The following is a 26,566-nucleotide window of genomic DNA, read 5'->3' as shown; positions in this document are numbered from 1 at the left end:
GCAGGTTTCTTCCCCGGCAGCCCGGCGCCGCGCAATCATCCCGGAAATACCCGGCTAGCTAGCCAGCAGGCGAAAGATACGCTCCGCAACATTAAAAAAGGCTACTACGATTTCCGGATCATAAAGGGTACCGGCACCCTGCCGGAGTTCCTCCAGGCAACGGCCGGGTTTCAGGGCACGGCGGTACGGTCTATTGGTGGCCATGGCATCAAAGCTGTCCACTACCCGCAGAATCCTGGCGCCCAGGGGAATCTCTTCCCCCTTAAGGCCGTAAGGGTAGCCCGAACCGTCAAAATTCTCGTGATGGGCAAGAATGATAGGGGTGCATCGTTCCAGGAGGGACACGGAACGAACTATCTCGGCCCCCCAGACCGGGTGTTGCTGGAAAAGCAGGCGTTCTTCCTCGTTTAAAGGCAGGGGTTTGTTCAGAAGCTCCCGCTCGAGCTCTATCTTGCCTATATCATGGAGAAAGGCGCTCATCCTTAAAGTGTTTAATTCTTCTTCCGGTAAATTAAGATATTCGCCGAGGACTACAGCATACTCGGTTACTCTTTCCGAGTGCCCTCGCGTATAGCGGTCTTTAGCCTGGATGACACTGAGAAGGGTCTTTAAAGTGCTCGCCAGGTCCTCACTCGTACTTATTTGGTCGGTACATAACTCGTCCAAAACGGAAAAATAAATCTCCGTCCTGTTCTTACGAACCGATTTGGCCCGGAAGAGGGCATCATCGGCCCGGCGTATTAGTTCCAGGGGAGTCCTGGCGTGGGCAGGGTAAGTAGCAATTCCCATGGACAGGGTAATCTTTTTGTCCGGCTGGTATTCTTTGCCAACAAAAGAATAATTCTCGACTTTCCTGCGGATCTGTTCGGCAACATCGCGGGCCTGCTGGCTGGAATACCCGGGCAGCAGGATGGAAAACTCTTCGCCCCCGTAGCGTGCGGCCACAGCCCCCGCCGGGACTTCTTGACCAATAATCTCGCCAATTTGTTTTAAAACCTTATCTCCCTCAAGATGGCCCAAAGCGTCGTTATACGTTTTAAAGTAATCTACATCGGCAAGGACCAGGGAGAAGGTTGAATTTTCTTTTTTAGCCCGGTCAAACATATTTTCAAGGATGTAGTAAAAATAGCGTTTGTTCCACAAACCTGTGAGGTCGTCCCTGTTTGCCATCTCGGCCAGCTTTTTGATGGTTTCCCTTTCAATATCAAGAAATCCCCCGATTAGCCAGGCGGCCATAAAAATTATAAGGCTTAAGATCAGGTCGGCCTCCAGGGCTTTATTAACCAATTCTGGGGAATAATTAAGCAGGTGAGGAATAAGCAGGGGTATTACACACAATAATGTAAATATAAGCCCGTATTTTTGCCCGTGATTTATAGAGGCATAGATCACCGGGATGAAGTAAAGGACTTTAAAGGAACTGCCGTGAAAGTCTAAAATAAAAACGATAGCTATTGCAAAGAGACATATAAGAAAGCTAACCAGCAAACTGATAGGGCGCGTTATTTCGCTCGAAGTAATAACAGTTACGTAATCTTTGGTGAGATAAATTATACCTGTTAAAGCAAAAACACCCAGGATAAGGCCACTTACAGGATAATTTAAATACATTCTATTTGGGAAATATGTTAATTTAAAAGCACTTAATAGAGAAATAGCCATCACAGTCAAAGCACATAGGTAAAAGAACAAAATATATTCAGCTATCTTCCGGCTTCGTTCTTCCTTCCATTTCATATAAAACCTTCTCCATAAATTTTAGAGAGGCGGCAAAATCCACCTCTCTAAATCTTGTTTTACTTTCTTAAACTTGGAGGTACCTCAGGTTCATACCAACCGTAAAAACAAGCTGAGGCGGCGTTTACATAGGCCAGGAAAGTAGCCATAAAAGCTAATGCCGACATAACGACCATTGCCAGGCGCTTCATCCCGGTTTCACCTCCTTATGCCGGCTTGTACCGGCAAGATAAATAATGGCTGCCTGCCAGGCCAGGCCGGTAGCCCCGGCCACGGCCAGGGAGGGCCAACGTCCAGCAATAAAAAGTAATACTCCCGGCACTACCAGGGAATTGGTGACGGCCACCCGGTGGAGCCTGCGCCGCAGGGCAGGAGAATTTATGGGTTTGGCCGGGCCCGTTACCGGGGCCAGCCAGGCGCTGGCTGCCAAACTCAAAAGGCCGCTGCCCAGGATTATCCAGGCTATATGCTGCTGCACAAGTAAAAATCCAACCAGCCGGCTGGCCAGGAAACCAATAAGGCTAAAAATAAATGCCGTAAAAGCCAGGCACTTTCCCGCGGAGCTTAAATGCATTCCTCCACCGGGAAGCCTTAACAGGCTGGACGAAATTAAAGCAGCCAAGGTTTCCGCCGGGGCTCCAACTACAAAACCCCCTATGGTGACAGCTATTAACCCGATAGCACCTAAAAAGAGTACTTCCAACCCGTAGGCCAGTACTTCTTCCTGCACCTTGGTAGTTTGCAATTCTTTCATCAGATACCTGGCCAGGCTGCCTGCAGCTTTACTGATGCTCACCTGTATACCAAGCCCCTTTACCCGTTCCCCTGTTAAAAATAATGTTAAAAAATATTGATACCAATAAAAGCAGTATTACGTTTGGCCAGCCTGCCACTATACGTAACCAAATATTCCGGTAAATTTCCTCTGGATTTAATCCCATAGAAACAAAAAGTTTAAAAAATAAGTTCTCTCCTATAACCACAATAACCAATACTGATAAGCCACTTCTTATAGACGAGGCTAAACTACATGACGTAACTTTTTTAAACACCAGGATTATAAACAAAAAATTTAAAAGGGTATTAACACCAAAAGCGATAGGCAGCCAGCGTACCAGGTAAAAAAAGACGCCAAAAATAATACCCGTAGATAAAATTGAACGCCACCGTAGCCCCAGACCTGCAACTGCATACATCACGGCGGCAATGCCGATCGCCTCGGGCAGCCCCTGCAACAGCCAGGCTAAAAAAGGGATTTTCATTGTTTTTCACCTGGAGTATATTATTCGACGCATACCGTAAATTTCCTTCTTAAGAGGACATTTTTACCAGCTTTTCACATGGTCATCTCCACAAAGAAAGTTTGAGTTAAGCCTTACAGGTACGGCATCGGCCAGGCAGGCCGTCGCCGGGCTGATGCGGCAGCGGTAAGCGTATATTTCAACGCCGGCACCGGCCGCTTCCCGCAAGGCCCGGGCAAAAAGGGGGTCGGTATTTTCGTTGGGAGCAAGAATTACGGCATCTTCGCGCTGGATTATAAACACCACCGCGGCCCGGCAACCCCCGGCCCGTAAAACCATCAACTCCTGCAAATGGCGGCTGCCGCGGCCGGTAGGGGCATCGGGAAACAGGGCCAACCCATCGCCGGTTACCAGGGTTACCGATTTGACCTCTACGTAACACGGTGGTAATCCTGCCCCGCGCCGGGGTTCTTCCTGTTTCCCGCCCGGCGTCAATAAAAAATCCAGGCGGCTGGAACCGGCCCGGACTTCGGCCGTTAGCTCCCGGTAGCCGGCAAAAGGTGCCAACCTGCCGGAATGAAAGGCGGCGGCAAAAAGGCGGTTGGGCAGGCGGCTGTCCAGGGAAATAAATATACCTTCCCTGTATAAAAGCACCACGTCGTAGGCGGTTTTCCGCTTTCCCCCGCCTTGCACCGGGGCCAGATAAAGTTCGGCCCCGGGCAGCAACAGTTCCGTCAGCCGCCCGGGGTCGGCCAGGAAGGCAGCCACTTTCTCTCCTCCCCTGTCTGCCACCACCGTAAAACGGTTGGGCCGGGAAAGAAAGGTGGCTTTAACTAAACCTGCAGGCATTTCAACCATTGCGCGTATAAACCTCGCCAACTATCCTTGTGTATAAAGCTCATGGTATCATTATCAAAAAAACCATGTTTATCACCCGGTTTAACAGGTAAGCTCGACTATTCGCCGGCGCAGTTCGGCGATCATAGACGGGACATCAATGCTTACCGGGCAGCGCTCCACGCACCGGCCGCAGCGGAGACAGGTGTAAACCAGCGGGGCGGCATTCTCCAGGCCGCCGGCCACAAAAGCCGTCCAGATGGCTCCTATGCCCCCCAGATAACGATACCCGAAATACCCGGCGGTCAGCTGGAAGACGGGACATTCGTACATACAGCCCCCGCATCTTAAACAATACAAACCCTGCCTGAAAAGAGGATCGGCAGCCATTTCACTGCGGCCGTTATCCACAAAAATGACATGTAATTCCCTGGGGCCGTGAGCACCATACGTAGTCACCTTTTCGATGTCTCCCGTCTTGCTCGGCCCGCTGATGATATTGACGTAGCCGGGGACGGTATAGTTGGCATAACGCCAGGTAACCTCCGCCACTTTCATGGCGTCCTGAAAAGTGGGTACCACTTTTTCGATACCTACCACGGCGATATGCACCGGCGGGACAGCGGTACATATACGGGCGTTGCCTTCATTCTCAATAATAACCATGGCCCCGCAGTCTGCTGCCACTACGTTGGCACCGCTCATGCCGAAATGGGCGCTGAAATACTTTTCCCTCATAAACTCCCTGACGGCCTCTACCTCAGCGGCAATATCCGGGGGAATCTCCCGCCCAAAAAACTTCGTAAATAATTCCGCCACCTGCTCCCGGGGCACATGAACGGAAGGAGAAACGATGTGCATGGGCCTCCCATGCTGCAGCTGTAATAAAAACTCCCCGAGATCTGTTTCCCAGACTTCATTTCCTTTTTCGATAAGATAGTCCCTGATTTCCAGCTCTTCACCCACAATACTCTTGCCTTTGACAACTATCTTCCCCGTACCAATAATATCGGCAGCCAATTTTAAGGCTTCTTCATGCGTCCCGGCCAGGTAAGTCTGGCCGTGATTGGCTTCAATGGCCTGTCTGGCTTGAGCCACCAGTTCATCCATACTTTCGATGGCCTTTTCCTTTATAGCGCGCACTTCCCCGGCTAATTTAGGCGTATGGGGAAAGCGTTTAAAAGCGGCTGCGGTGTTATCCCGGTAAGATTTAACGGCACGGGATAGGGCTAACTGGATATTGGGGTCATCGGAGGCTTTATTAAGCTCTTCCGTATACCTTTGAAATATGCGTTCCAGCACCGAACTCATTGGGCAATCCCCCTGAAGAGAAACTCGATAAAGTCCTCAATTTGAATATCCTTTTGCCCCTCACGCCGTCCTTTATCAAGAGCCGCCAGGCAATAAGGACAAAAGGTAATGACCAGATCGGCACTGGTAGCCGCGAGTTCGCCAACACGGCGGGAGGCGATCTTCCCGGACAATGCGGGGAAAAGGACCTTGCCGGGACCGCCGCAGCAGGTCGTCCAGCGCCGGTTGAACTCCGGTTCTATTAAAGTAACTCCCTCCATTTTGCTAAGGATAACCCTGATTTCTTCCGTAATACCAAGTTCCCTGGCCATGCGACAGGAATCGTGAACCGTAATGCTACCTGAAAACCCTGAAGGCACACGACCCCGGTCATCTTTAATCAAATCGTAAACGGCTTCCAGGAAAGTTATGACCCTGTAATTAAAATCATCCACCAGGCGGGGATAAATTAACTTAAACATTTCCGCCGCATGGGGGGACAGACAGATGATGGTCCTGGCGCCTGTAGATTTAATCAACCCTGCCACCCTGCGGGCGTGCTGGCGCAGGTCACCCATGAAACCGTATTCATAAAGAAGAGCACCGCTGTAGACTTCTTCTTCGCCCAGGTAACAGATTTTTAAGCCCATCTCCTGTAAAACCAGGGCGGCCTTGCGGCTGACATCCTGGTAACGCTCCCGTTCCCTTGACAGCACACCGGCAACAACCTTTTCGGGGTTGACCCCCACCCTGTTTATGAGGTTGCGGACGCCCAGCATCAGGGAAAACCCTGCACTGCCCTGCTTCATCGTGGTGAGCATGTTCACCAGGCTGTCAATATAAGGAACCAGTTGATACTCGCCGCCGGTATATAAAAGAACGTCCCCCTGCCGCGGCAGGTTTAAATTCCTGGCCCACCCGGCTATTTCGTTTCCTTTAAGGCCCAGGGGATTGCCGTATTTAACAATATTTCCCCGGATTACTTCAAGGGTTGGCGGCAAACGATAATCATTAGCTTCCAATTTCAGTTCAAGAGACATCGTTTCACCCCAACTAGTTCTTATAATAATGCCCTTTATAGCTCATAATAAATTAATCATAAATGAAACCTATAAATCAAGGTTTCTTTAGCATGTATTCATAATACTTGTGTTGAGCTTCTTTTTAAGAATAATCATATAGACATAGTAAAAGAAAAGGCAGGAATAATTTGCTTTCCTGCCCACTTTAAAGGTTTAAAGATAACTTCTCCCTCTAAAAACGTACCCAGTTCCTTAATTCCCTTCCCCAAAAAAACACCGGTAAACCCGGGAAGCCTTGATATCCTTCAGCCCATTATATTATAGAGAACGCCAAACCTCGTCGCGTGCTCTAACTCATCACCCATTGCCAGGAAAAACGTATCCCTCACCATTTGATCTGTACTCGATAGAATAACATCTTTATAAAAATCTGCCGCTTCCAATTCATCCCTGAGGGCTTTCAACAAACCATCTTTATAGGTCCGGTAATGAACCGGGTCAATATTATATTGAGGAATCTGGCCGGTAAAGAACTCGTATAACCTGGTAAAGGCTTCTAAATGTTCCAGTTCATCCTGATAAGCATGGTTTATGAACTCCCTGTGCAGTTGATCTGGCGTTTCCCTTAATAAGCGAGAATAAAAATCGGCTGCCGTCGCCTCAGCAACGATAGAGTTATAAATATTCTGTAGTAATTTTCCAAAATCATTGGGGCCGAGTACCGGCAATTGAGGTATCTGCAATTGCCACTGGTTATATACTAGAGGTGCTCCCGGTTGATAATGCTTCATACTAGCCCTCCCAAAACATTAATTCTCTATTAACGATTATATGCGAGTAATAATATTGTGTGCGGCTAAGCAAAGTTGTTCTGTTACTGAGCGCCGGTGAAAAGCAGAAAAATAATTCGGGCGCAGATTGGGCACCAAACGAGATTTTGAAAATAAAATAGCCCCCCGGTAAAACCGGGAAGCCTCGCTTTTTCTGGTGGAGCTAAGGGGAGTCGAACCCCTGACCTCTTGAATGCCATTCAAGCGCTCTCCCAGCTGAGCTATAGCCCCACAGCACTGTCTATTATACTGGCCCTTGATTTGTTTGTCAAGGGTCAGATGATACCTTTATTCTTCCTCATCCAAATACAACAATTCACCTTTAGTGTCATAACCAATAATCCCGGCATACCGACCCCAGTCCACAAGGGTTTTAAACAGGAGTTCAGCATCCTCATCAGACATCCTGCGGGCAAAACGGCTGATCACATGTTCACGCCGTACTTGCCGCCCACGCCTGGAATTAATTAGCTCCAGGACCTCTTTAAAAACCGGCAGCTGCTGCAACCGGCCGGCAACTATCTCTTTGCGCTCATTGATACTCGCATTCAGCAGCTGGGAACCCAGCCCTGTCAGGGTAATGTCACCGTTGGTAGTCTCAATAAAGCCCAGCATCTTGGCAGCTTCTATAACCGGTCCTATATCATCAAGTTCCATGGACAGGCTGCCGGCCAGTTTAAATATATCTTCTCTTCCCCGGACATCCTCCAGCATTTCCAGCAGGCCAATAACCATCCCTATGCCTACCTGGGGTAAAGGCCCGGCGTCCACAGTGGCTGTGACCCCCTATTTAAACACCATCTCAGGTACCAATATTTTATCATATTATACCAGATCTTAGAACAGGATTCAGCACCTCGCATTAACTTTTACTACCGTAGTTAATACTAAATAGAACAGGAAGCGCCTGCGGGAGAAAAATTTCCCGCAGCTATTCCGGGATTTAAGGGATAATTATGCCTGCATCCCCTTTTTGAAAAAGGAAAACAACTTTTAGTGAAGAATATATTAAGGATAAATAGCTTTAATCTATTAACCTGGTAGAAAGGATGAATTAATAAAATGTCAATAGAAGACAGGACTTACATGGAACGGCTTATATCACTGGCTGAAAAAAATAATTACATTGAACCTGCTTTGTATGAAAAATACAATGTAAAACGTGGACTACGCAACAGTGACGGCACCGGTGTGCTGGTAGGGCTTACGAGTATAGGGGAAGTCCACGGTTACATTCTCGACGAAGGTGAGAGGATCCCCGACCAGGGACGGCTCCTTTACCGGGGAATTGACGTCTGGGAAATAGTTAAAAATTTCCAGGAAGAAGGGCGTTTTGGTTTTGAAGAAGTTTCTTACCTTCTCGTTTTCGGGGAACTGCCCTCCCGCCAGGAGCTAGATGATTTCTGCCGTCTTCTGGGAGAAAACCGCAACCTTCCCGATGGATTTGTTGAAGATATGATTTTAAAAGCTCCCAGCAATGATATTATGAATAAGCTGGCCAGGAGCGTTTTGGCTTCTTACTCCTACGATAAAAACCCGGATGATTTGAGTATCAAAAACGTCGTCAGGCAGACTATCGAGCTGATTGCCCGCTTCCCCGTTATGGTGGCTTATGGTTACCAGGCCAAAGCCCACTATCACGGCAATCAAAGCTTGTATATTCACATGCCCCAAAAAGAACTGAGCACCGCAGAAAACTTCCTGTACATGATCAGGCCCGACAACCAGTACAGCAGGCTGGAGGCCGAGCTCCTGGACCTCTCCCTGGTGCTCCATGCCGAGCACGGCGGGGGAAATAACTCCACTTTTGCCGTTCATGTTGTTTCCTCTACGGGGACAGACATATACTCGGTTATTGCCTCAGCAGTAGGTTCCCTGAAGGGGCCCAAGCATGGCGGTGCCAATATTAAAGTTATGGAAATGATGGATGATATAAAGAACAATGTAAAAGACTGGTCCGACGAAGAGGAAGTCAAATATTACCTGAACAAAATCCTCAACAAGGAAGCTTTTGACAGGCAGGGATTAATTTACGGCCTCGGTCATGCCGTATATACCCTGTCCGATCCCCGTGCCGTTTTGTTAAAAGCCAAGGCGGCCGAACTGGCAAAAGAGAAAAACATGGAAGAGGAATTCGACCTCTACCTGACCATAGAAAAAGTCGGGCCCGAACTATTTGCCTCTAAAAAAGGAAATGAAAAGATCATTGCTCCCAATGTGGACTTCTATTCGGGCTTTGTTTATAAGATGTTAGATATTCCTGTAGAACTCTATACCCCGATTTTTGCCATAGCCAGGATTTCCGGTTGGTGCGCCCACCTGCTGGAAGAACTGGTGAGCGGAGGCAGGATCATCAGGCCGGCCTATAAGAATGTAATAGGCAAAAGAAAATATATTCCCATGGAGCAGAGGTAAACATACCAGGCCGGCGGTGCGATTTGGTATTTTATAAGCTTAAAGGGGACGGGCAACCGTCCCCTTGTTTCTTTCTAAGAACACTTAGAACAAAAGCGAGTATATTTTATCCGTCACCCGGGCGAAGGCTTCGTCCTTCATGTTGCGCGGGCGGGGCAGGTCTATGCGGACATCGGCAAGGATCCGGGCCGGCCTTTTAGACAGCACCATGACCCGGTCGGCCATGAAGACGGCTTCCTCGATACCGTGAGTCACCATGAGGACCGATTTTACGGGAAGCGTTATATCCAGCCACAGGTCTAAAAGCTCCTCCCGCAGGTTCTGGGCCGTAAAAGCGTCCAGGGCCGAAAAGGGTTCATCCATGCAGAGGAGTTCCGGTTCCATGGTCAGGGCCCGGGCAATACCCACCCGTTGTTTCATACCCCGGGATAGTTCCCGCGGGTAAGCATCTTCAAAACCGTCCAGGCCTACTTTTTGAATATATTTATTGGCTATTTTCTCCCTTTCTGGCCGGGGTACGTTTTTAGCCTCGAGACCCAGGGATACATTTTCCATAACCGTCAGCCAGGGCAACAGGGCAAAAGACTGAAAAACAATGGCCATTTTATCCATAACGCCGTTTACCTGCTGCCCCCGGTAAAATATTTGTCCCCGGGACGGGCGGTCCAGGCCAACAATCATCCGCAGCAGGGTACTTTTCCCCGAACCGGATGGACCTACCAGGCAGACAAATTCACCTTTAGCAATGGTAAAAGAAATGTCATTTAGAACCGTGAGGGACCGGTTGGCGTCGGTATAAGTTTTATAAACATTGCATACTTCAAGTAGAGCCAACCATATCACCCCCTTTAATCTCCCATAGTAAACTTGCTAACGGCTATATCGTACAGGCGCCGCCAGAAAAAACGATTGAGGAAAACAATGGTTGCTACCATAGCGATAAGGCTGGACCAGATTATCTGGAAACTACCGCTCTTATAAATAGCAGTATCCAGCAGAGAGCCAATGCCAAAAGCAGTATAAACCTGACCGGCATAGACAACATATTCGGCGACGATCAGGGCATTCCAGCCGCCTCCCCATGAGGTAACGCTGCCCGTTATGAGGGAGGGTACCAAGGCCGGTATAACTACCCGGCGTAAATACCTGCTTCCCCGGAGGCCAAAAGCCTCAGCTGCCTCTTTTAAGTCCCGGGGAATGCTTTTTACCCCGGCAATAAGGTTAAATAGAAGATACCACTGCATACCCGTCAATACCAGGATAATAGCCGCAAGGTTCATGTCTCCCGTAATACCCACCAGGAAAAAAACGATAATGGGAAACAAGGCCGTCGCCGGGATGGATGCCAGGACTTCAAAAACAGGAGTCATGAGTTCATAAACGCGCTCATTATGCCCGATCCAGATAGCCGCCGGGATTGTCCAGGCAAGGGAGAACAGATATGCTACCAGCAATCGTAGAAACGAAAAGAAAATAGCCTTGGGAATACTTAAAATCTCGGGTTGCCAGGGCATCATGAACAGGTTGACCAGGCCCACAATGCCTCGTAACAGGGACACTACCAGCAGTATAACCATGGACCAGGTTGCCAGGCGCCAGATCAGGTTGAGATAACGGCAGATTTTAAGCCCTCCACCGCCAATGGCATAAAGCTTCATGTACCAATTCTCAACAACAACACTTAAGCCCGAACCCAGGGCTATAAGTCCCCGCCTGAATTCGCGGAAAAAAGGGGCTTCATACCAGAGGCGGTAACCCCACCCCCTGGTCGTTCTTGAACCGCCGCTTTCAAACTCATAATTAAAATTTTCGGCCCAGACGGAAAGGGGTCGCCAGATAAAAATATTCATTAAAGTGATTAACGCTATCAGGGTCAAAAGACCGGCTATCGTCGAGCCCAGATTTCCTTCTTCCGTTGTGCGGATTAGGTAACTGCCGAGGCCCGGCAGGGAGTACCTGGCGGGGCCTATGGCTATAATTTCGGCAGCAATAAGAAAATACCATCCGCCGCTCCAGGATAATATGCTGTTATAGACCATTTTAGGGATGCCGGCGGGAAAGTAAAGTTTCTGGAAGCGACGCCAGCCCGTAAGGCGGTAGGCATCGGCCGCCTCTTTAAGATCCCGGGGAATTGTCGTCAACGATTCGTAGAAACCAAAGGTCATGTTCCAGGCCTGGCTGGTAAAGATAAGGAATATGGAAGCCAGTTCCACCCCCAGGGGGCTTCCCCGGAAAAGAGAAACAAAAAAGTAAACGGCGGCAGGGAAGAACCCCAGGATGGGCACCGACTGGAGGATGTCCAGGATAGGTATGAGCCAGCGTTCAGCCCGCGGGTCTGTCCCGGCTTTATACCCGTAAGTTAGCGTAAAGACAAAAGACAATATATATGCGCCCAGCATTCTTATAAATGACCGGAAGGCGTAATAGGGCAGGAGGCCGATACTGGTAACAATCGTTGTCTCTCCTGCCAGGGCAACAGCTTGGTGGCCCTGGTAAGCAAAGTAGGCAAAGGCAGTTAAAAGGACGGTCATAACCATTGTTAAAGCCAGGTTCCCTGCCCGCGCCACGGGGTTCACCTCCTAACTAAAAAATAAAATAGTCTTCCCAAGTGGGAAGACATAGAGTTCATAAATAGCCCTATTAACCCCCACTCGTTGAGCTTTGGCACGTGCATAGCTAGAGATAACTCTCAGCCACATTAGGTAAAACCTTAAGCCGGTAATACCTGTTGACCCATTGGCGTCTTTCGACGTTTCCGGGCAGTGGCGTCTGTCTATGCAGAAGCCTCACCTAACGAAGGTTGTAAAATAGCAGTTTTCGCCTTTAATTTCATTATAAATACGCTTTTTTTAAGTGTCAAGGCAGGGGATGGTAGGTATTTCGGCAATCCCGGCGAATATTTTAAAAAGATGTTTCTGGGAAGTGGAGGTAAAAAATGAAGCGCATTGTCATTGCTCCCGATTCTTTTAAAGAAAGCCTGGACGCGCCTGCCGTTGCCGCAGCTATAGCCGAAGGTATTAAACGGGTTTTCCCCCAGGTAGAAACTATTACCGTGCCCATGGCCGACGGCGGCGAAGGTTTAACAACCACCCTGGTAGCGGCTACCGGCGGGCGGATTATTACCACCACCGTCACCGGTCCCCTGGCACAGCCGGTTCAAGCCGCCTGGGGAATCCTGGGAGACGGCGCCACCGCTGTGGTGGAGATGGCCCAGGCATCAGGCCTGCCCCTGGTACCCCGGGAAAAGCGCAACCCCCTGTTTACCACCACTTACGGTACCGGTGAACTCATCCGCCGGGCCCTGGATGCCGGCTGCCGGCGTTTGATTGTGGGCATCGGCGGCAGTGCCACCAACGACGGCGGCGCAGGAATGGCCCAGGCCCTTGGTGTAAAGCTATTGGATGCCCGGGGAGACGATATAAGACCGGGGGCTGCCGGCCTGGAGGCACTGGCACGCATTGATACCGGGAGCCTGGACCCGCGGGTAAAGGAAACGGAAATCCTGGTAGCCTGCGATGTCGACAACCCCTTGTGCGGGCCCCGGGGGGCGTCGGCCGTCTACGGTCCCCAGAAGGGCGCCACGCCGGAGATGGTCCCCCGCCTGGATGCGGCCCTGGCCAGGCTGGCAGATATCATTGAACGAGATCTAGGAAAAGACGTCCGGGAACTGCCCGGGGCCGGTGCCGCCGGCGGCCTGGGTGCCGGCCTGGTAGCCTTCCTGGATGCCACCCTGCGGCGCGGTATCGAACTGGTAATGGAGGCCGTAAATCTCGACGGCATCCTGGCAGCAGGCGCCGACCTGGTCATCACCGGTGAAGGAGAAATCAACCACCAGACGGCTTTTGGTAAAGTCCCCGCCGGCGTCGCCCGGGTAGCAGGGAAATACGGCATCCCGGTGGTGGCCCTGGTAGGTTCTATCGGCGATGGCGCCAATACCGTCTATGAACACGGCATTAAAGGATTCATGAGTATTGTCCCCCGTCCGGTACCTTTAGCATACTGCCTGGAGAACGCTGCCGCCTTGCTAACCGACGCTGCCGAACGCCTGCTACGACTAATGGCAGTAATGAATAAATAAAAGCATTAAAAAGCCCCCTCCCAGGCAAAACTAAAGAAAAAGCCCGGAAGGAGGCCCTTTATGCCAGATATTTCTTTAAGGATGGGTACCGCCATTACCAGCAGCGATCTGGCCCGGGTGCGGGACGTATTGCCGCGCCTGAATCCAGGAGACCACCTTACCATTACCATGGAAGCCGCCGACGCCCACCAGGCCGACCTGCTGATAAAACTTTTAGAGGAACACGGCCTCGACTATCAGAGCCGCGGCGATAGCGACGGGAAGACTTGCCACATAATCGCCCGGCGCCATGAGGGGGCTTAAAAAATCTATTGGGAGAGGACAACCATTGAGTACCGTAACTTCACTTATAGATAAATATTATAATGCCGACACCTTCCCCCGCTCGCTGGGGATCGAACTCCTGGAACTGGCCCCGGGCTATGCCCGCATGGCCATGACAATTAATAAAAACATGACGAATTTCCACGGCATCGGGCACGGGGGAGCTATCTTTACCCTGGCCGATACGGCCCTGGGGTTGGCCAGCAACTCCCGCGGTGACACTGCCGTTGCCCTTGCAATAACTATTAATTATCTTAAACCGGCCCGGATAGGCATGCAATTGATTGCCGAAGCCCGGGAAGAACACCTTACCCGGCATACCGGCCTTTACCGGATCAATATTGCCAGCAGCGAAGGGGAAACAATTGCCGTAGCCCAGGGTACCGTTTACCGCATGGATAAAAAAGGATAGTTCCGGTGTAAAAAGCCACCGGCATACCCTATGCTTCCTCTTTTTACCATCTGGTTACACCCGCCTGACCGGTTTCAAAAAAACGCGCCGTGCTACCGCCAACATCCCCATTTATCCGGCCGGCCAATCAGGTTAACCCCGCCAGGTTGTCCGTAAAAAGAGGGCCAGGACGGTATAAATCTCCAGGCGCCCGACCAGCATCAGCCAGGATAATAAATACTTGGATGCTACCGGCAGGTGGGCGTAGTTCTGGGCAGGACCCACGGCACCCAGGCCCGGGCCAACATTGCCCAGGGTTGCGGCAGCAGCGCTGGCAGCGTCTTCCAGTCCCAATCCCGTCATAGCTATTGCTAGGGTGCCCGCGGCAAATAAAAGTAAATACAGGCAGACGAACTGTAAGATATTTAAAACCAGGTTTTCTTTTAATACGCCGGTGTTACCAAAACGAACCGGAAACAAGGCATGGGGATGAATAGTCCGGAAAAGCTCTGCCAGCCCGTTCTTTAAAACAACCAGCCACCGCCCGACTTTTATTGCCCCTCCGGTAGAACCATAACAGCCACCAATAAACATCAGGATAAATAAAAGGGCGCGAGAGAGGCTGGGCCAGGCGTCATAGTCGGCAGTGACGTAGCCGGTCGTGGTAATAATGGAAACTACCTGGAAGGCAGCCGTACGCACCAGGTGTTCCCCCGGCCGGTTGCCGGCTAAAATTAAGTCTGCCGCTACTATAATTGTTGCGATAACAATTAAGGCACTGTAGAGTTTAAATTCCGGGCTGCGCCAGAAATAAAGTGGCGACCGGCGGCGCAAGACCTGATAATAAAGGGCAAAATTAATGCCGGCCAGAAACATGAACACCGTGATGATCCACTGTACCGCGGCACTGGTATAATAGCCAATGCTGGCGTTTTTGCTGGAAAAGCCGCCGGTAGCCATGGTACCAAAGGTGTGGATGACGGCTTCATACAGTGATAAACCTGCCGCCCATAATAACAGGATTTCCAGTACCGAAAGAATTAAGTAGGTAGACCAGAGAATCTTTGCCGTTTCCTGGATGCGGGGTTTTATTTTCTCCGTTACCGGGCCGGGGGCTTCAGCCTGGAGCATCTGCAGGCCACCGGCACCCATATGGGAAAGAAGGGCCACAAAAAGGACTACTATTCCCATGCCCCCCAGCCAGTGGGTCAGGCTGCGCCAGAAAAGGATGGAACGGGAGTGGCTTTCGATGTCCGTCATGACGCTGGCCCCGGTGGTAGTGAAACCGGAAACTGTTTCAAAAAGGGCATCGGCAAAATGGGGAAATGCGTCAGAAAAAAGATAGGGCAAACTCCCGAAAATAGCCGCCGCCACCCAGCTCAGCGTAACGATAGCACAGCCCTCACGCCTGCGGAGTTCCTCGTTACGGGAGGGATAGAGGCTCAGGGGTATGCCAGCTGCTATCGTTATCAGTGCACTCCAGGCAAAGGCCTGCCATTCCCTTTCCTGGAAATAAAACGCCACGAGTAAGGGTAGCAACATAGACAGGCCGATTAAAATAATGATCTTGCCAAGGATTTGAAACACAAGGCGGTAATGCATTTTTTACCTCTTTTCCGTAGCGCCAAAGAAATTATGGACCGTGGCCACGGAACCCGGTAAAGTAAAAACAATCACATGATCACCGGGCATAATACAATCGCCGCCGCCGGGGATTATAATTTCATCGTCCCGGGCGATGGCGCCAACGATGGCATGGCGGGGAAAATTAATCTGCTTTAAGGGCTTCCCGGCCAGGCGCCAGTCAGGGGGGACAATAAACTCGATCATTTCTGCCTTATCCTGGCCCAGCAAGCTTATGGAAACAATTTTGCCGCGGCGGACAAACTTCATAATGGCGGCAGCTGTTAGGAGCCGCGGGCTAATGACTACATCAATACCTATCTTTTCCATTATGTCGGCGTAATCAGAGCGCCCCACTTTACAGATGGTCTTCCTGACCCCCAGGTGCTTGGCCAGCAGGGAAGCCAGCAGGTTTACCTTGTCGTCGCCGGATACAGCGGCAAAGATGTCGGCCTGGCCAATATCTTCTTCCTGCAGCAAACCCAGATCGCTACCGTCGCCGTGGATAATGGTGACATGGGGCAATTTTTCGCATAAAATCTCACAGCGCTGGCGGTCTTTTTCCAGAATTTTAATTTCAACCTTTTTCCCGGCCAGCCTCTGGGCCAGGTAATAGGCAGTCCGGCTGCCTCCCAGCACCACCAGCCGCTGGACCCGGGCTCGCTTTTGTCCCAGGAGATGCTCCACAGGTTCCATTAACCTGGCCGGTGCCAGGACAAACACTTTATCACCGGCCAGGAGGCGATCTTCGCCCCGCGGGATGATCATTGTATCTCCCCGCTGGATGGCCACGATTAAGTAAGGGTTAGGTGAAGGCAACTCCTTCAGCTTTTTGCCCGCTACCGGCGCGGCCGGCGGTAGATTAAGCACCAGCAGCTGGATCTTCCCGCCCGCGTAGAATTCAGATTCTACCGCTTCCGGTGCCTCGACGAGTTCAGCAATGGCGGAGGCGGTAACATAGTCAGGGTTGATGACATAATCGATGCCCAGATCCTTATCAAAACCAATTTCATTAAGAGACAGGTATTCAGGGTTGCGAACCCGCGCCGCAGTCATTTTGGCGCCCAGCTTTTTACTAATCAGGCTGGCGATAATATTTACCTCGTCATCTTCCGTCACAGCTATCAAAAGATCGGTGCCAGCCACTCCATTCTCTTTAAGAACGGTGGGGCTGGCGCCATTAGCACAGATGGCCTGGACATCAAGCTTCTCTTCGACGTTTGCAATCCTCTCTGCATCCTGCTCGATAACTAAAACGTCATGGTTGCTCAAGGAAAGCATCTCGGCCAGCTTAAAACCCACTTTGCCGGCACCTATGATTATAATCCGCACCGGGAAACACCTCAAGTTCAATAATAGTAAGTTGTTATTCGCGCTGCTTCACAAAATTCCTCCCCCCGGACGTCTTCGTGACTAAAAATATTTCCCCTCACTAGCGGTTCATTCACGATATGTCTTTTAAAAACCTTTATTTGTCGTTAATCTTTTATATAAAAAAAGCCCCCCGGTAAACCCGGGAAGCCTTGTAATACCTGGTGGGCACGGCTGGTTTCGAACCAGCGACCTCCTGAATGTGAGTCAGGCGCTCTCCCACTGAGCTACGCGCCCCTATAAAACTTATTGGTGGACGTGAGGGGATTCGAACCCCTGGCCTCTAGAGTGCGATTCTAGCGCTCTCCCAACTGAGCTACACGCCCTTACTCTCAATGCAGGTTTATTATAATCTTTTCGCACAATCCTGTCAAGGTCGAGCAGGCTTTATGTTTGTATTGCCGTCATAGAAAAACATGCTTAAAAATCACCCGATATATGGTAATACCTGGTTCGCGAATATATCCACAACATCAGGATCGAACTGGGTGCCGGCATTGCGCTTTATTTCTGCGACGGCATATTCTCTTGACCGGGCTCTCCTATACGACCTGTCCTGCGTCAGGGCATCAAACGCATCCACGACCGCAAGTATACGTGAAAGCAAAGGAATCTCCTCACCTTTAAGTCCCCGGGGATAGCCCTTCCCATCCCAGCGTTCATGATGACACAGGATATATTCAGCAATCGACTGTAAATCCGGCGACGACATGGCAATCCTATACCCTATTTCTGCATGCTTTTTCATTACCGCCCATTCTTCTTCTGTCAGCTTGCCCGGCTTATTCAGGATATAGTCATCTATGCCTATTTTACCGATATCGTGCAGCATGGCAAACAGCTCTAACTCGTCCAGGCTTTTTTGCGGTAAATTCATCTTTTCCGCTATCTTTCTGGCAAAAAAGGCAATCCTCTCTGCATGCTCCCGGGTTTCCTGGTTTTTTTCACGCAGTGTTGCCATAATCGAGGCGACAACTGAGCTGTGAAAACTGTGGCTGTGCAACAGCTTGCGCTGGTACATGTTGTGCTCGGCGCTTTTTTCTATCTGTTCTATATCTTGTTCGGCTGTTTCTTTCGTTCCATAACCTATCGCCAGGCTGAGGCTGTAAATCTTCATCATTGAGCTTCTATACTCACACGCGCTCGCTATTTTCTTTATTATTTCACAGGCCTCCCGGCTGCCGGTGTTGGGCAACAGGATGCCGAACTCATCACCCCCGATTCGCGCCAGGACGTCCCCTTCCCGGCAACAACTGCTGATAATTTCGGCTGTCTCTATTATCAGCCTATCCCCTTCTTTGTGCCCGAAGGCATCATTGATCAGCTTCAAACCGTTGATATCGGCAATTATTATTGAAAGAGGAATAACCCCCCGGGCATCCAGTCTGGCTTTTTCCGCTTCGTAAAACCTGCGGTTGTACAGCCCTGTCAGAAAATCGTGCTCGCTCAAGTACTTGATCTCTAATTCCCTGTTCTTATGGTCCGTGATATCAATAATCAAGCCTTCAAGAGCCTGCACGTCTCCGTTTTCGTCATATACGGGCTGCCCCTGCTCGAACACCCATTTAATATCACCGTTTGCGGTTATTATCGGGTATTCATATTTGAACTTTTCCCTCGCTTTCACGACGCGGGCCCATTCTTCCCACAATATTTCCCGGTATTCCGGGCAGATAACGTCGTTGAAGGAAAGTTCTTTGTTGTCCAGCAAGCTTTCCGCCCTGTAACCCGTCAGTTCAAGACAGCCGTCTGATATGAACTGCATCGTCCATTCCCGATCATAATTGCACCTGTAGGCAATCCCGGGCAAGTTGGAAATCAGCACGGCCTTGCTCCGCTCGCTTTCCAGCAACTCCTGCTCTTTCTCTTTTAACTCCGTGATATCTTCGACTAAACACAGGAATTTCTTGCCGGTCCGGCTCCCCAAGCTTATTGACGCTATTTTTATGTTCAGCCACACGCTCGTGTTGTCTGGGCGGACATACTTCCTGGTCACTGAATTGCCGGCAATGGTTTCCAAAGCAATTCTGCGATTCTTCTTAGCATCCTTCTGGGGTTCGCTTGTAAATAAACATTCACTCCAGTCGATGGCGAGAAACTCCTCTCTCGTCCTACCTAGAATCCGCTCAAACATGGAGTTTATGGATACCAGTTTATCATCGTCAATGATCGCTATCCCTACCGGCGCCTGTTCAAATACTGTTTTGAAAAGTTCCTCGCTTTCCTTTAGTTTTTTGCTCATTGCCGCCAGGGCCCTGTTTTTTATTAACAACCATTATAAGACATAAGACCAGGATGAGAAGAAGTATGCTTATGACGATAGCAGCCGTATACAATGTGTACTTAATCGTTTCCCAGTACCACTGTTTTGCCGAATAGTCAATGCCAAAGACGGCGATGACTTTACCGGTATTTTGATCCTTTATGGGTACAAGCGCGCTCACCCAGATGCCCCATCGGTCAGCAGCCGGTTTTGTTATTACAGATTTGCCATCTATAAAAGGCTGCTTATCAGTTTGGGTAGCTTCCGGGTATTCCTGCCCCGGGGGAGAATAGCCTTCTGAACCGGGAGCTTCGGAATCTACCATGAAATATATTTTGTCGTCTTTCTGCGTATATAAGTAAGCGAAATAAATGTCGCCGTTGAGTTCTTTGAACTTCACAAGGCTGTCTTTTATATGCTGATATTCCGGCTTTTCAAAGTCATCCGGGGTCGCTTCCAGCACGCTTATCTGATCGTTTGAAAGAAAAGCGGCGGCAGATTCGGCCAACCTTATCGCGCGATCGCTGGCCCTGTTTAAGTAATAAACCCATGTGTTGTATACGCAAATCGCCCCAGCGCAGAGTAAAATAATGACAACAATGATAACTTTTATACGGGAGTTGAGCCCCTGAGATTGCTTCATTGTCATTTTCTCGCTTTTTAATAGAATCACACCGGCTGACCGGTATAGTTATCATTTCATGTTCCCGCGTATGCAAGTTTAATTAAAAAATTCGACGAAAAATAACATATTCCTTCACAGTTAACCCATAAACAATTATTCAATTGCAGAGGTAGTCATGATTTTATTATTTACATTTTCTTCCATCAGAGAAGGATTTATTTTTTCCCCGGCGAATATTATAAACCGGGAGGGAAAATAATGCGCCGCCGGTTAGCTTTGCTGATGATTTTCTTTTTTTTATCTGTCATTTATACCCCCACCTCCGGGGCGGTTAATATAAGAGATACCTTACGGCAGCGCCTCCAGGACGGCCAGAGCCAGGAAAGCCGTATCCTGCAGGAAATCATGCGCCTGGACGCACGCTTACAGAAGGCCGCTTCTGAGAACGATGAACTGGCCAGACGGCTGGAAATTGTCCGGAAGGAATGGCAGGCGGCACAGGTTGCCCAGGAACGGGCGGAGGCTGATCTGGCTGCCGGGCGCCGGGATTTTTCCCGCAGCCTGCGCTTTTTTTATACCTACGGTTCTACTTCTTTTATAACGGCGACCCTGTTTAGCGATAACTGGCCTGACTTATTTATCCGCTGGGAATTATTAAAGCGCCTGGCCGATCATTTCTATGGCATCGTCCGTCATAACCTGGCCCTGGTTGCCCTGGCCCGGGAAAAAAGCACCATGGCGGCCGCCAAAGAAAAAGAACTGCAGCAGGCCAGGGAAGCCAGCCTGGCGGCTGAAAAGAAGCTGGCGGCCCTAAAGGCAGAGCAAGAGAATAAGCTTAATGCCCTGCGGCAACAAAATTCCACCTGGGCAAGGGACCTATTGGTCCTGGAAAAAGCCTGGGCCGGGGCCCTGCCGACTTTGCAGTATCTCTTACAGCAGTTACCGTCCCTGCCCTGGCAGAGTTTACGCCCGGATTCTATTCAGATCGATTTAAGCAGGGGCGAAGTAATTGCTTTCTTCACCCAGCAAAACCTCAATAAAACACTGCTTGCTTCGCAAGAACAGCTGCGGGACATTCAGTTGCTTTTACCGGGTGAAATTATTAAAATCCCGGGACCTGATTTTGAAATCCAGGGTACCATTAGCGTCAACGGCCCCCACCAGCTCCTATTTACCCCGCAAAACGTATTCTTTGCCGGCCTGCCCCTTGACCCTTCCACCTGGCATGAACTCCTGCGGCCAGACGACCTGATCCTAAATCTACCACCGCCAGATTTTGGTTTAAAGTTTAAAAGCATATCCCTGGAAAAAGGGAAAATGGTGCTCGTCCTGGAAAGGTAGCAACCAACACGAAACCCGGCTCAAATTTAAGCCGGGTTTCATATAAAGCCCTTTACAGGCTTCCCAAGCTAACGGTAACTCCTGACCCTCATGCTGTTGTAGCAATCCCGGCAGTATACCGGCCGGTCACCACGGGGTTCAAAGGGTACCTCAGTGGTGGATCCACACTGGCTGCATACAGCTCTGTACATCTGCCGGGGACCGGAGCGGAAATCACCGCGCCTCTGCCCGCCTCCTTGGCGTGCTTTCCTGGCAGCCCGGCAGTCCGGGCACCGTGACGGTTCGTTGGTAAAACCCTTTTCGGCGAAAAATTCCTGCTGGCCGGCGGTGAAGATGAATTCGCGGCCGCATTCTTTGCAGGTAAGGGTTTTGTCCTGATAAAACATGTTACTACTCCCCTAAAGATAGTCTCCCTAAAGCCAACGGGGCATGTACCATACTTACCAGGGCTATCCCAGGGGAGATAGTTAGTAGTAGGTAAAGCCAGCGTTCTTTAGAGGCTCTTTTAGTATAGCGTATCTCCTAAAATTTTGCAACTCTATTTATACGTGTAATCTTAAAAATCGGGTATATAGGCCGTAGTAGCTGCATCTAACTCTTGATAATAGCCATTTTCGAAACCGAGGCTTTCAAAGTAATCGAGAACTGTTTCATATTCGGCAGGTGTTAGGGTGCGGTTGATCTCGGGGCAGCGTCGTGCCTGCCAGACGGGAACATACTGGGCCATAAGGCTGACATGCGTATCAGCAGGTAAATTGGCCTTTATCCAGTCCAGTACACGGCAGGCAGCCCCTGCCTGGCCGGGTAAAACAAGGTGACGGATTAATAGTCCCCGCCGAGCCAAACCGTGATCGTCGAGCACCAGGGCGCCAACCTGGCGATGCATCTCCAGGATGGCTGCCGTTGCTGCGTTAAAATAATAGGGCGCATGGCTGTAGCGCCCGGCGGGCTCCGGGTCCACATATTTGAGGTCGGGTAGATAAATATCTACCAGGCCTTCCAGGGAACGCAAGGAATCTATGCTTTCATAGGCATTGCAGTTATATACTACCGGTATGGCCAATCCCCTTTCCCTGGCCTCGCGCAGGGCGGGAACTAAAAAAGGGCTGTAGGGCGTAGGTGATACCAGGTTGATGTTATGGGCCCCTTGAGCCTGGAGTTTGAGAAAGAGGTCCGTCAAATCTGTCACCGTCATTTCCCGGCCCCGACCCTGCCAACTAATGCGGTAGTTCTGGCAAAAAATACAGCGCAGGTTGCAGTGGGAGAAGAAAACCGTGCCGGAACCGCGGCTGCCGCTCAGGCAGGGTTCCTCCCAGTGATGCAGAAATGCTTTAGCTACCTTCGGCAGGGCCCCGGCCCGGCAAAAACCGCGGTCACCTGCATGGCGGTTAACACCGCAGGCCCGGGGACAGAGGTTGCAATGTTTTAAAACGTTCACCTGCCGTTTCTCTCCTCCGGTTTCGTCGTGTTAAAGATATGCTGATGGTTTAACTAAAAGTTAAGGGGCAGCCGCAACTAACGACACAATAGCTGCGGCTATGGCAGGCAAAGGCAGGATCTGGTCGGCCAGTCCCGCTTCCACCGCTGCCCGGGGCATACCGTAGACGATGGATGTATCTTCATCCTGGGCTAAAACCCGGCCGCCCTGCTCTTTAATAGCCTTGAGGCCGCGGACGCCGTCGTTCCCCATGCCTGTTAATATGACCCCCAGGCTTCTGTAGCCGTATATCCTGGCCACTGAGAGGAACAACACGTCTACGGAAGGTTTAAAGAGGGTGGGTATGCCAGCCTCTTCGGCCAGCAGTACCTGGACGTTGCCCCCGTGCCGTTCCAGGAGCATCTGTTTACCTGCCGGGGCAATGAGGGCCATCCCCGGGCGGATAATGTCCCCGTCCGCCGCTTCCCTGATTTCCAGGGCTGCCAGCTCATTTAAGCGCCGGGCCAGGGGGCCGGTAAAGCCGGGGGGCATGTGCTGGACAACCACGACGCCGGCCGGCAGATCGGCGGGCAGGGCAGTGAGGACCTGCTGCAGGGCTGCCGGCCCTCCCGTAGAGGTGCCAATGGCGACAACCTCGACCCCGCCCTTCATGTGCGAGATAAAAGGTGCCGGGATAATTTCCCGGCAAGGCCTGCCGCTGCAAAGGCGCTCTCGCGGCACCCTGGCTGCTGCTTTAATTTTTTCCGGCAGTACCCGGGCCAGGTCTTTTATATCCCCGGGCTTTGCCGGTTTGAGGACAAAATCTACAGCGCCGAGTTCCAGGGCTTGAATGGTCACTTCAGCCCCGGCGGCCGTATGGGCGGAGAGCATGATAACGGCCACCGGAGTGCCGGCCATAAGTTTTTTCAGTGTCTCCAGGCCGTCCATGACCGGCATTTCCAGGTCCAGGGTTACCACCTGTGGTTTAAGGGAAGCAACCTTTTCCAGGGCTTCCATACCGTTGCGGGCATAGCCGACGACCTGGATTTCAGGGTCGGTACTCAGAATGTCTATTATCAACCGCCGGCTGAAGGCAGAATCGTCGACGACCAGTACTTTAACTGGCCAGTTCACGTCCTTCCGCCACCCCCAGGTTATCCACCAGGCTACGGACATCTAAAATCAAGGCTACGCTGCCGTCACCCATAATGGTGGCCCCGGCTATACCGGGTATCTTACCGATAAAATTCCCCAGGGACTTGATAACTATCTCCTGCTCCCCGATAAGGTTGTCGACGATAAAGCCGAATTGTTTTTCTGCCAGGCCAACTATAACGACAGCATAATTCTCCTCCGCCGGTGCCGTTACGTGCAGGCCGAGGGCTTGACCCAGGTATATAAGAGGAAGCACCCGGCCGCGGACGACTACCACCTGCTGGCGGTGGACATGCTGGACCTCGGGCGGGGTAATGCTGATTATTTCTACCACATTGGCCAGGGGGAAGGCATATACACGCCCGCCGACCTGGACCAGGAGGGAACGATTGATGGCCAGGGTCAGGGGCAGCTTGATGGTGAAACATGTCCCCCTGCCCGGGGTGGTACGAATGTCAATGGTACCGTTGATCTTTTCTAGATGGCTGCGAACAATATCCATGCCTACACCGCGGCCGGAAACATCGGTGACTTTATCCGTCATGGAAAAGCCGGGCAGGAAGATAAGATCCAGGGCTTCCCGGGGGCCAAGCCTGGCGGCAGCCTCATGGCTGAGCAGCCCCCTGGCCACAGCCCTGGCTTTTATCTTTTCCGGGTCCATCCCGGCGCCGTCGTCTTCCACGGTGATGACGATCTGGTTTTCCTGGTGGAAGGCCCGCAGGCGAACCGTCCCGTGGCGTGATTTGCCTGCTTTCAGCCTGGCTGCCGGCTCTTCAATGCCGTGGTCAATGGCGTTGCGCAGCAGGTGGATAAGGGGATCGCCTATCTCCTCAATTACCGTGCGGTCCAGCTCCGTTTCCCGTCCTTCGATAATAAAGTCAATCTCCTTGCCGGCCTTCCGGGCCAGGTCCCGGACCATGCGGGGGAAACGGTTGAATACCTGGTCAATGGGAAACATGCGCGCTTTCATTATTTCTTCCTGGAGATCGGAAGTTATGCGGCCGATGTGTAAGGAGACTTCTTCCAGGGTTTCCAAAAGCTCTTCGTTACCCAGGCGGGATTTTAACCCGTTACCAACTTCGGCCAGGCGGGTACGGTCAATAACCAGCTCGCCCACCAGGTTCATGAGGTTTTCCAGTCGCTGGACATCCACCCGGACCGTCTGGGTAATACGCGTCTCCCCTGCCCCGCCGCCGGCGCCGCCGGCCCTGGCGGCAGTTAAGTCCTGTCCCGTAGTGCCGGCTGGAATTCCCGCTCCTGCCTCGTGTTCATCCTCCAGGATAAGGGGTCGTATCGTCACGTTTTTAATTTCCGATATAGACTTGATGATATTGGCCAGGGTATCGGCATCCTCCCTGCTGACAAAGAGCAGGGTAAAGGTATCATCAAACTTCTCGGCCTCCAGTTCCTGGGTATGGGGTATGCTTTTGATTATCTCGCCGGCGTCTTTAAGGTTGTTGAATACCAGGTAGGCCCGGGCTCCTTTCATCTGGCAACCTTCTTCCAGCTGCACCCGGATCTCGTAGGGCTGGAAGCCCTTCACCTGGGCCGCGCGGATAACATTCTGTTCCACATCGTCGAGGACAAGGAGCTCACCGCCGGGCAAATCTTCCCGGCCAACGGCTCCCTCCCCGCCGGCCAGTACGTTCTCCAGGCGGGTGACAATATCCTCCACCTCACCCTCCTCCCCGTTGCCGGCAGCGATGCTGTCTTTTATCAGCCTCAGCCTGTCCAGGCTGGCCAGGAGAATGTCGATAATCTCCCGGGATACGGGGATTTTCCCCTGGCGCAAGAGTTCAAGGATGTTTTCCATACGGTGGGTGAGGGTAGCCACGCGGTTAAAACCCATAGAAGCGGAAGAACCCTTCAGGGTATGGGCGGCCCGGAAGATGGTGTTTAACAGGTCAAGGTCGTCAGGGGTTTGCTCCAGCTTGACAATGGCTTCATCCAGCAGCTGGAGCTGTTCCTCGGCCTCATCAAGGAAAACTCCCAGGTACTGGGCCATATCCAGCTCGCTCATTTTGCATCCACTCCGGCAGCAATTTCCTGCTCCAGCTGGCGCTGCTCGCTCTCCCGCAGTACACGCTCGAGATCCAGGAGGATTATCAACTGATCATTCCACTTACCCACACCTTTGAGATAGGCTACATCAATGCCACTTATCATGGGCGGAGGGGGCTCAATGCTGGAGGCTGGCAGGCGCAGAACTTCGGAAACGGAATCGACAATCATGCCTACCGTTACCTTTCCCAGTTCCACCACCATTATCCTGGTATTATTCGTATGTTCGACCCGCGGCAGGCCAAAACGTTTATGGAGATCAATCACCGGGATGATACGACCGCGTAAATTGATTACTCCTTCGATAAAAGCAGGGGTCCTGGGTATCTGGGTAATGCTCTGCATGCGGATAATTTCCTGGACGTGATAAATATCGACACCGTAAGTTTCGTCGCCCAGCTGGAAGACGACCAGCTGTATTTCCGCCGCTGTTTCCGTTACCATTTTAATATCCCCTCCCTTCTTTTCTCACACAGATTATTCTGCATGGTTAGAGAAATTCCTTTAAATGCCGGCATATTTTTCCCCCTGCCGGCCAACCTATA

General features: G+C 51.1%; 25 protein-coding genes, 3 tRNA genes and 1 riboswitch. Of the genes, 5 read left to right on the top strand and 23 right to left on the bottom strand.

Annotated elements, in window-relative coordinates:
- Positions 1–54 precede the first annotated feature (54 nt).
- The 10 genes from NWF31_RS08645 to NWF31_RS08600 form a co-directional block, all read right to left on the bottom strand.
- The gene (locus NWF31_RS08645; protein WP_258360107.1) at positions 55–1,737 is read right to left on the bottom strand and encodes a bifunctional diguanylate cyclase/phosphohydrolase; all 1,683 of its coding nucleotides are present in this window, start codon (positions 1,735–1,737) and stop codon (positions 55–57) included.
- A 59-nt stretch (positions 1,738–1,796) separates the two neighbouring features.
- On the bottom strand, positions 1,797–1,928 hold the full coding sequence (locus NWF31_RS08640; protein WP_258360106.1) for a cyclic lactone autoinducer peptide: 132 nt from the start codon (positions 1,926–1,928) through the stop codon (positions 1,797–1,799).
- Positions 1,925–2,533 (bottom strand): accessory gene regulator ArgB-like protein, encoded by a 609-nt coding sequence (locus NWF31_RS08635; protein ID WP_258360105.1) that lies wholly within the window; start codon positions 2,531–2,533, stop codon positions 1,925–1,927. The genes NWF31_RS08640 and NWF31_RS08635 overlap by 4 nt, the downstream gene beginning before the upstream one ends.
- On the bottom strand, positions 2,520–2,999 hold the full coding sequence (locus NWF31_RS08630) for a hypothetical protein (protein WP_258360104.1): 480 nt from the start codon (positions 2,997–2,999) through the stop codon (positions 2,520–2,522). Before NWF31_RS08630 ends, NWF31_RS08635 begins: the two co-directional genes overlap by 14 nt.
- Before the next feature lie 63 nt (positions 3,000–3,062).
- On the bottom strand, positions 3,063–3,836 hold the full coding sequence (gene sfsA, locus NWF31_RS08625) for a DNA/RNA nuclease SfsA (RefSeq protein WP_258360103.1): 774 nt from the start codon (positions 3,834–3,836) through the stop codon (positions 3,063–3,065).
- An 81-nt stretch (positions 3,837–3,917) separates the two neighbouring features.
- Positions 3,918–5,126, bottom strand: a complete 1,209-nt coding sequence (locus tag NWF31_RS08620) for an LUD domain-containing protein (protein ID WP_258360102.1) — start codon at positions 5,124–5,126, stop codon at positions 3,918–3,920.
- Complete coding sequence (locus tag NWF31_RS08615; protein ID WP_258360101.1) at positions 5,123–6,145, bottom strand: (Fe-S)-binding protein; 1,023 nt, start codon at positions 6,143–6,145, stop codon at positions 5,123–5,125. Before NWF31_RS08615 ends, NWF31_RS08620 begins: the two co-directional genes overlap by 4 nt.
- A 287-nt stretch (positions 6,146–6,432) precedes the next feature.
- A complete protein-coding gene (locus NWF31_RS08610) occupies positions 6,433–6,918 on the bottom strand; it encodes a ferritin-like domain-containing protein (RefSeq protein WP_258360100.1) in 486 nt (161 codons plus the stop codon).
- 194 nt (positions 6,919–7,112) lie between these two features.
- A tRNA-Ala gene (locus NWF31_RS08605) sits at positions 7,113–7,188 on the bottom strand.
- 57 nt (positions 7,189–7,245) lie between these two features.
- Positions 7,246–7,728, bottom strand: a complete 483-nt coding sequence (locus NWF31_RS08600; RefSeq protein ID WP_258360099.1) for an AAA-associated domain-containing protein — start codon at positions 7,726–7,728, stop codon at positions 7,246–7,248.
- A gap of 291 nt (positions 7,729–8,019) precedes the next feature.
- Between NWF31_RS08600 and NWF31_RS08595 the strand changes: the two genes are divergently transcribed.
- A complete protein-coding gene (locus NWF31_RS08595; protein ID WP_258360098.1) occupies positions 8,020–9,372 on the top strand; it encodes a citrate/2-methylcitrate synthase in 1,353 nt (450 codons plus the stop codon).
- Between the two features lie 84 nt (positions 9,373–9,456).
- Here the strand turns inward: NWF31_RS08595 and NWF31_RS08590 are convergent, their stop codons facing one another.
- Positions 9,457–10,215: an ABC transporter ATP-binding protein gene (locus NWF31_RS08590; protein ID WP_258360097.1), complete on the bottom strand. Its 759-nt coding sequence runs from the start codon at positions 10,213–10,215 to the stop codon at positions 9,457–9,459.
- Positions 10,216–10,220: 5 nt separating this feature from the next.
- Positions 10,221–11,939, bottom strand: a complete 1,719-nt coding sequence (locus tag NWF31_RS08585) for an ABC transporter permease (RefSeq protein WP_258360096.1) — start codon at positions 11,937–11,939, stop codon at positions 10,221–10,223.
- 72 nt (positions 11,940–12,011) lie between these two features.
- Positions 12,012–12,177, bottom strand: a riboswitch (M-box (ykoK) riboswitch).
- Positions 12,178–12,307: 130 nt separating this feature from the next.
- On the opposite strand from NWF31_RS08585, the gene NWF31_RS08580 reads away from it, so the two are divergent.
- Genes NWF31_RS08580 through paaI form a run of 3 tightly spaced genes read left to right on the top strand, consistent with a single transcriptional unit; the run spans position 12,308 to position 14,186 of the window.
- On the top strand, positions 12,308–13,450 hold the full coding sequence (locus NWF31_RS08580; protein ID WP_258360095.1) for a glycerate kinase: 1,143 nt from the start codon (positions 12,308–12,310) through the stop codon (positions 13,448–13,450).
- Between the two features lie 60 nt (positions 13,451–13,510).
- The gene (locus NWF31_RS08575) at positions 13,511–13,753 is read left to right on the top strand and encodes a hypothetical protein (protein ID WP_258360094.1); all 243 of its coding nucleotides are present in this window, start codon (positions 13,511–13,513) and stop codon (positions 13,751–13,753) included.
- A gap of 25 nt (positions 13,754–13,778) precedes the next feature.
- Positions 13,779–14,186 (top strand): hydroxyphenylacetyl-CoA thioesterase PaaI, encoded by a 408-nt coding sequence (gene paaI, locus NWF31_RS08570; protein ID WP_258360093.1) that lies wholly within the window; start codon positions 13,779–13,781, stop codon positions 14,184–14,186.
- Between the two features lie 132 nt (positions 14,187–14,318).
- Here paaI and NWF31_RS08565 read toward each other — a convergent pair whose 3' ends face one another.
- The 6 genes from NWF31_RS08565 to NWF31_RS08540 all read right to left on the bottom strand — a co-directional run bounded on the left by NWF31_RS08565 (position 14,319) and on the right by NWF31_RS08540 (position 20,065).
- Entirely contained in the window at positions 14,319–15,767 is a 1,449-nt protein-coding gene (locus tag NWF31_RS08565; RefSeq protein WP_258360092.1) for a TrkH family potassium uptake protein, read from the bottom strand.
- Positions 15,768–15,770: 3 nt separating this feature from the next.
- Positions 15,771–17,120 carry a Trk system potassium transporter TrkA gene (trkA, locus tag NWF31_RS08560; RefSeq protein WP_258360091.1) on the bottom strand — a complete coding sequence of 450 codons (1,350 nt, stop codon included), beginning with the start codon at positions 17,118–17,120 and terminating at the stop codon, positions 15,771–15,773.
- Positions 17,121–17,321: 201 nt separating this feature from the next.
- Positions 17,322–17,396 (bottom strand) — tRNA-Val (locus NWF31_RS08555).
- Between the two features lie 13 nt (positions 17,397–17,409).
- Positions 17,410–17,485, bottom strand: a tRNA-Ala gene (locus tag NWF31_RS08550).
- Between the two features lie 101 nt (positions 17,486–17,586).
- The gene (locus tag NWF31_RS08545) at positions 17,587–19,401 is read right to left on the bottom strand and encodes an HD domain-containing phosphohydrolase (protein WP_258360090.1); all 1,815 of its coding nucleotides are present in this window, start codon (positions 19,399–19,401) and stop codon (positions 17,587–17,589) included.
- A complete protein-coding gene (locus NWF31_RS08540) occupies positions 19,352–20,065 on the bottom strand; it encodes a PDC sensor domain-containing protein (RefSeq protein WP_258360089.1) in 714 nt (237 codons plus the stop codon). The genes NWF31_RS08545 and NWF31_RS08540 overlap by 50 nt, the downstream gene beginning before the upstream one ends.
- Before the next feature lie 240 nt (positions 20,066–20,305).
- Between NWF31_RS08540 and NWF31_RS08535 the strand changes: the two genes are divergently transcribed.
- On the top strand, positions 20,306–21,388 hold the full coding sequence (locus NWF31_RS08535; protein ID WP_258360088.1) for a coiled-coil domain-containing protein: 1,083 nt from the start codon (positions 20,306–20,308) through the stop codon (positions 21,386–21,388).
- 68 nt (positions 21,389–21,456) lie between these two features.
- Here the strand turns inward: NWF31_RS08535 and NWF31_RS08530 are convergent, their stop codons facing one another.
- The 5 genes from NWF31_RS08530 to NWF31_RS08510 all read right to left on the bottom strand — a co-directional run bounded on the left by NWF31_RS08530 (position 21,457) and on the right by NWF31_RS08510 (position 26,465).
- The gene (locus NWF31_RS08530) at positions 21,457–21,774 is read right to left on the bottom strand and encodes a zinc-ribbon domain containing protein (RefSeq protein WP_258360087.1); all 318 of its coding nucleotides are present in this window, start codon (positions 21,772–21,774) and stop codon (positions 21,457–21,459) included.
- A 170-nt stretch (positions 21,775–21,944) separates the two neighbouring features.
- On the bottom strand, positions 21,945–22,826 hold the full coding sequence (locus NWF31_RS08525) for a radical SAM protein (protein ID WP_258360086.1): 882 nt from the start codon (positions 22,824–22,826) through the stop codon (positions 21,945–21,947).
- A gap of 60 nt (positions 22,827–22,886) precedes the next feature.
- On the bottom strand, positions 22,887–23,939 hold the full coding sequence (locus NWF31_RS08520; protein ID WP_258360085.1) for a protein-glutamate methylesterase/protein-glutamine glutaminase: 1,053 nt from the start codon (positions 23,937–23,939) through the stop codon (positions 22,887–22,889).
- Positions 23,923–25,980: a chemotaxis protein CheA gene (locus tag NWF31_RS08515; RefSeq protein WP_258360084.1), complete on the bottom strand. Its 2,058-nt coding sequence runs from the start codon at positions 25,978–25,980 to the stop codon at positions 23,923–23,925. The genes NWF31_RS08520 and NWF31_RS08515 overlap by 17 nt, the downstream gene beginning before the upstream one ends.
- Entirely contained in the window at positions 25,977–26,465 is a 489-nt protein-coding gene (locus NWF31_RS08510) for a chemotaxis protein CheW (RefSeq protein ID WP_258360083.1), read from the bottom strand. Before NWF31_RS08510 ends, NWF31_RS08515 begins: the two co-directional genes overlap by 4 nt.
- Positions 26,466–26,566: the final 101 nt, after the last annotated feature.

Source organism: Neomoorella sulfitireducens (assembly GCF_024733845.1).
Taxonomy (GTDB): Bacteria; Bacillota; DSM-521; order Neomoorellales; family Neomoorellaceae; genus Neomoorella; species Neomoorella sulfitireducens.
This window is presented reverse-complemented; position numbering and strand designations above follow the sequence as displayed.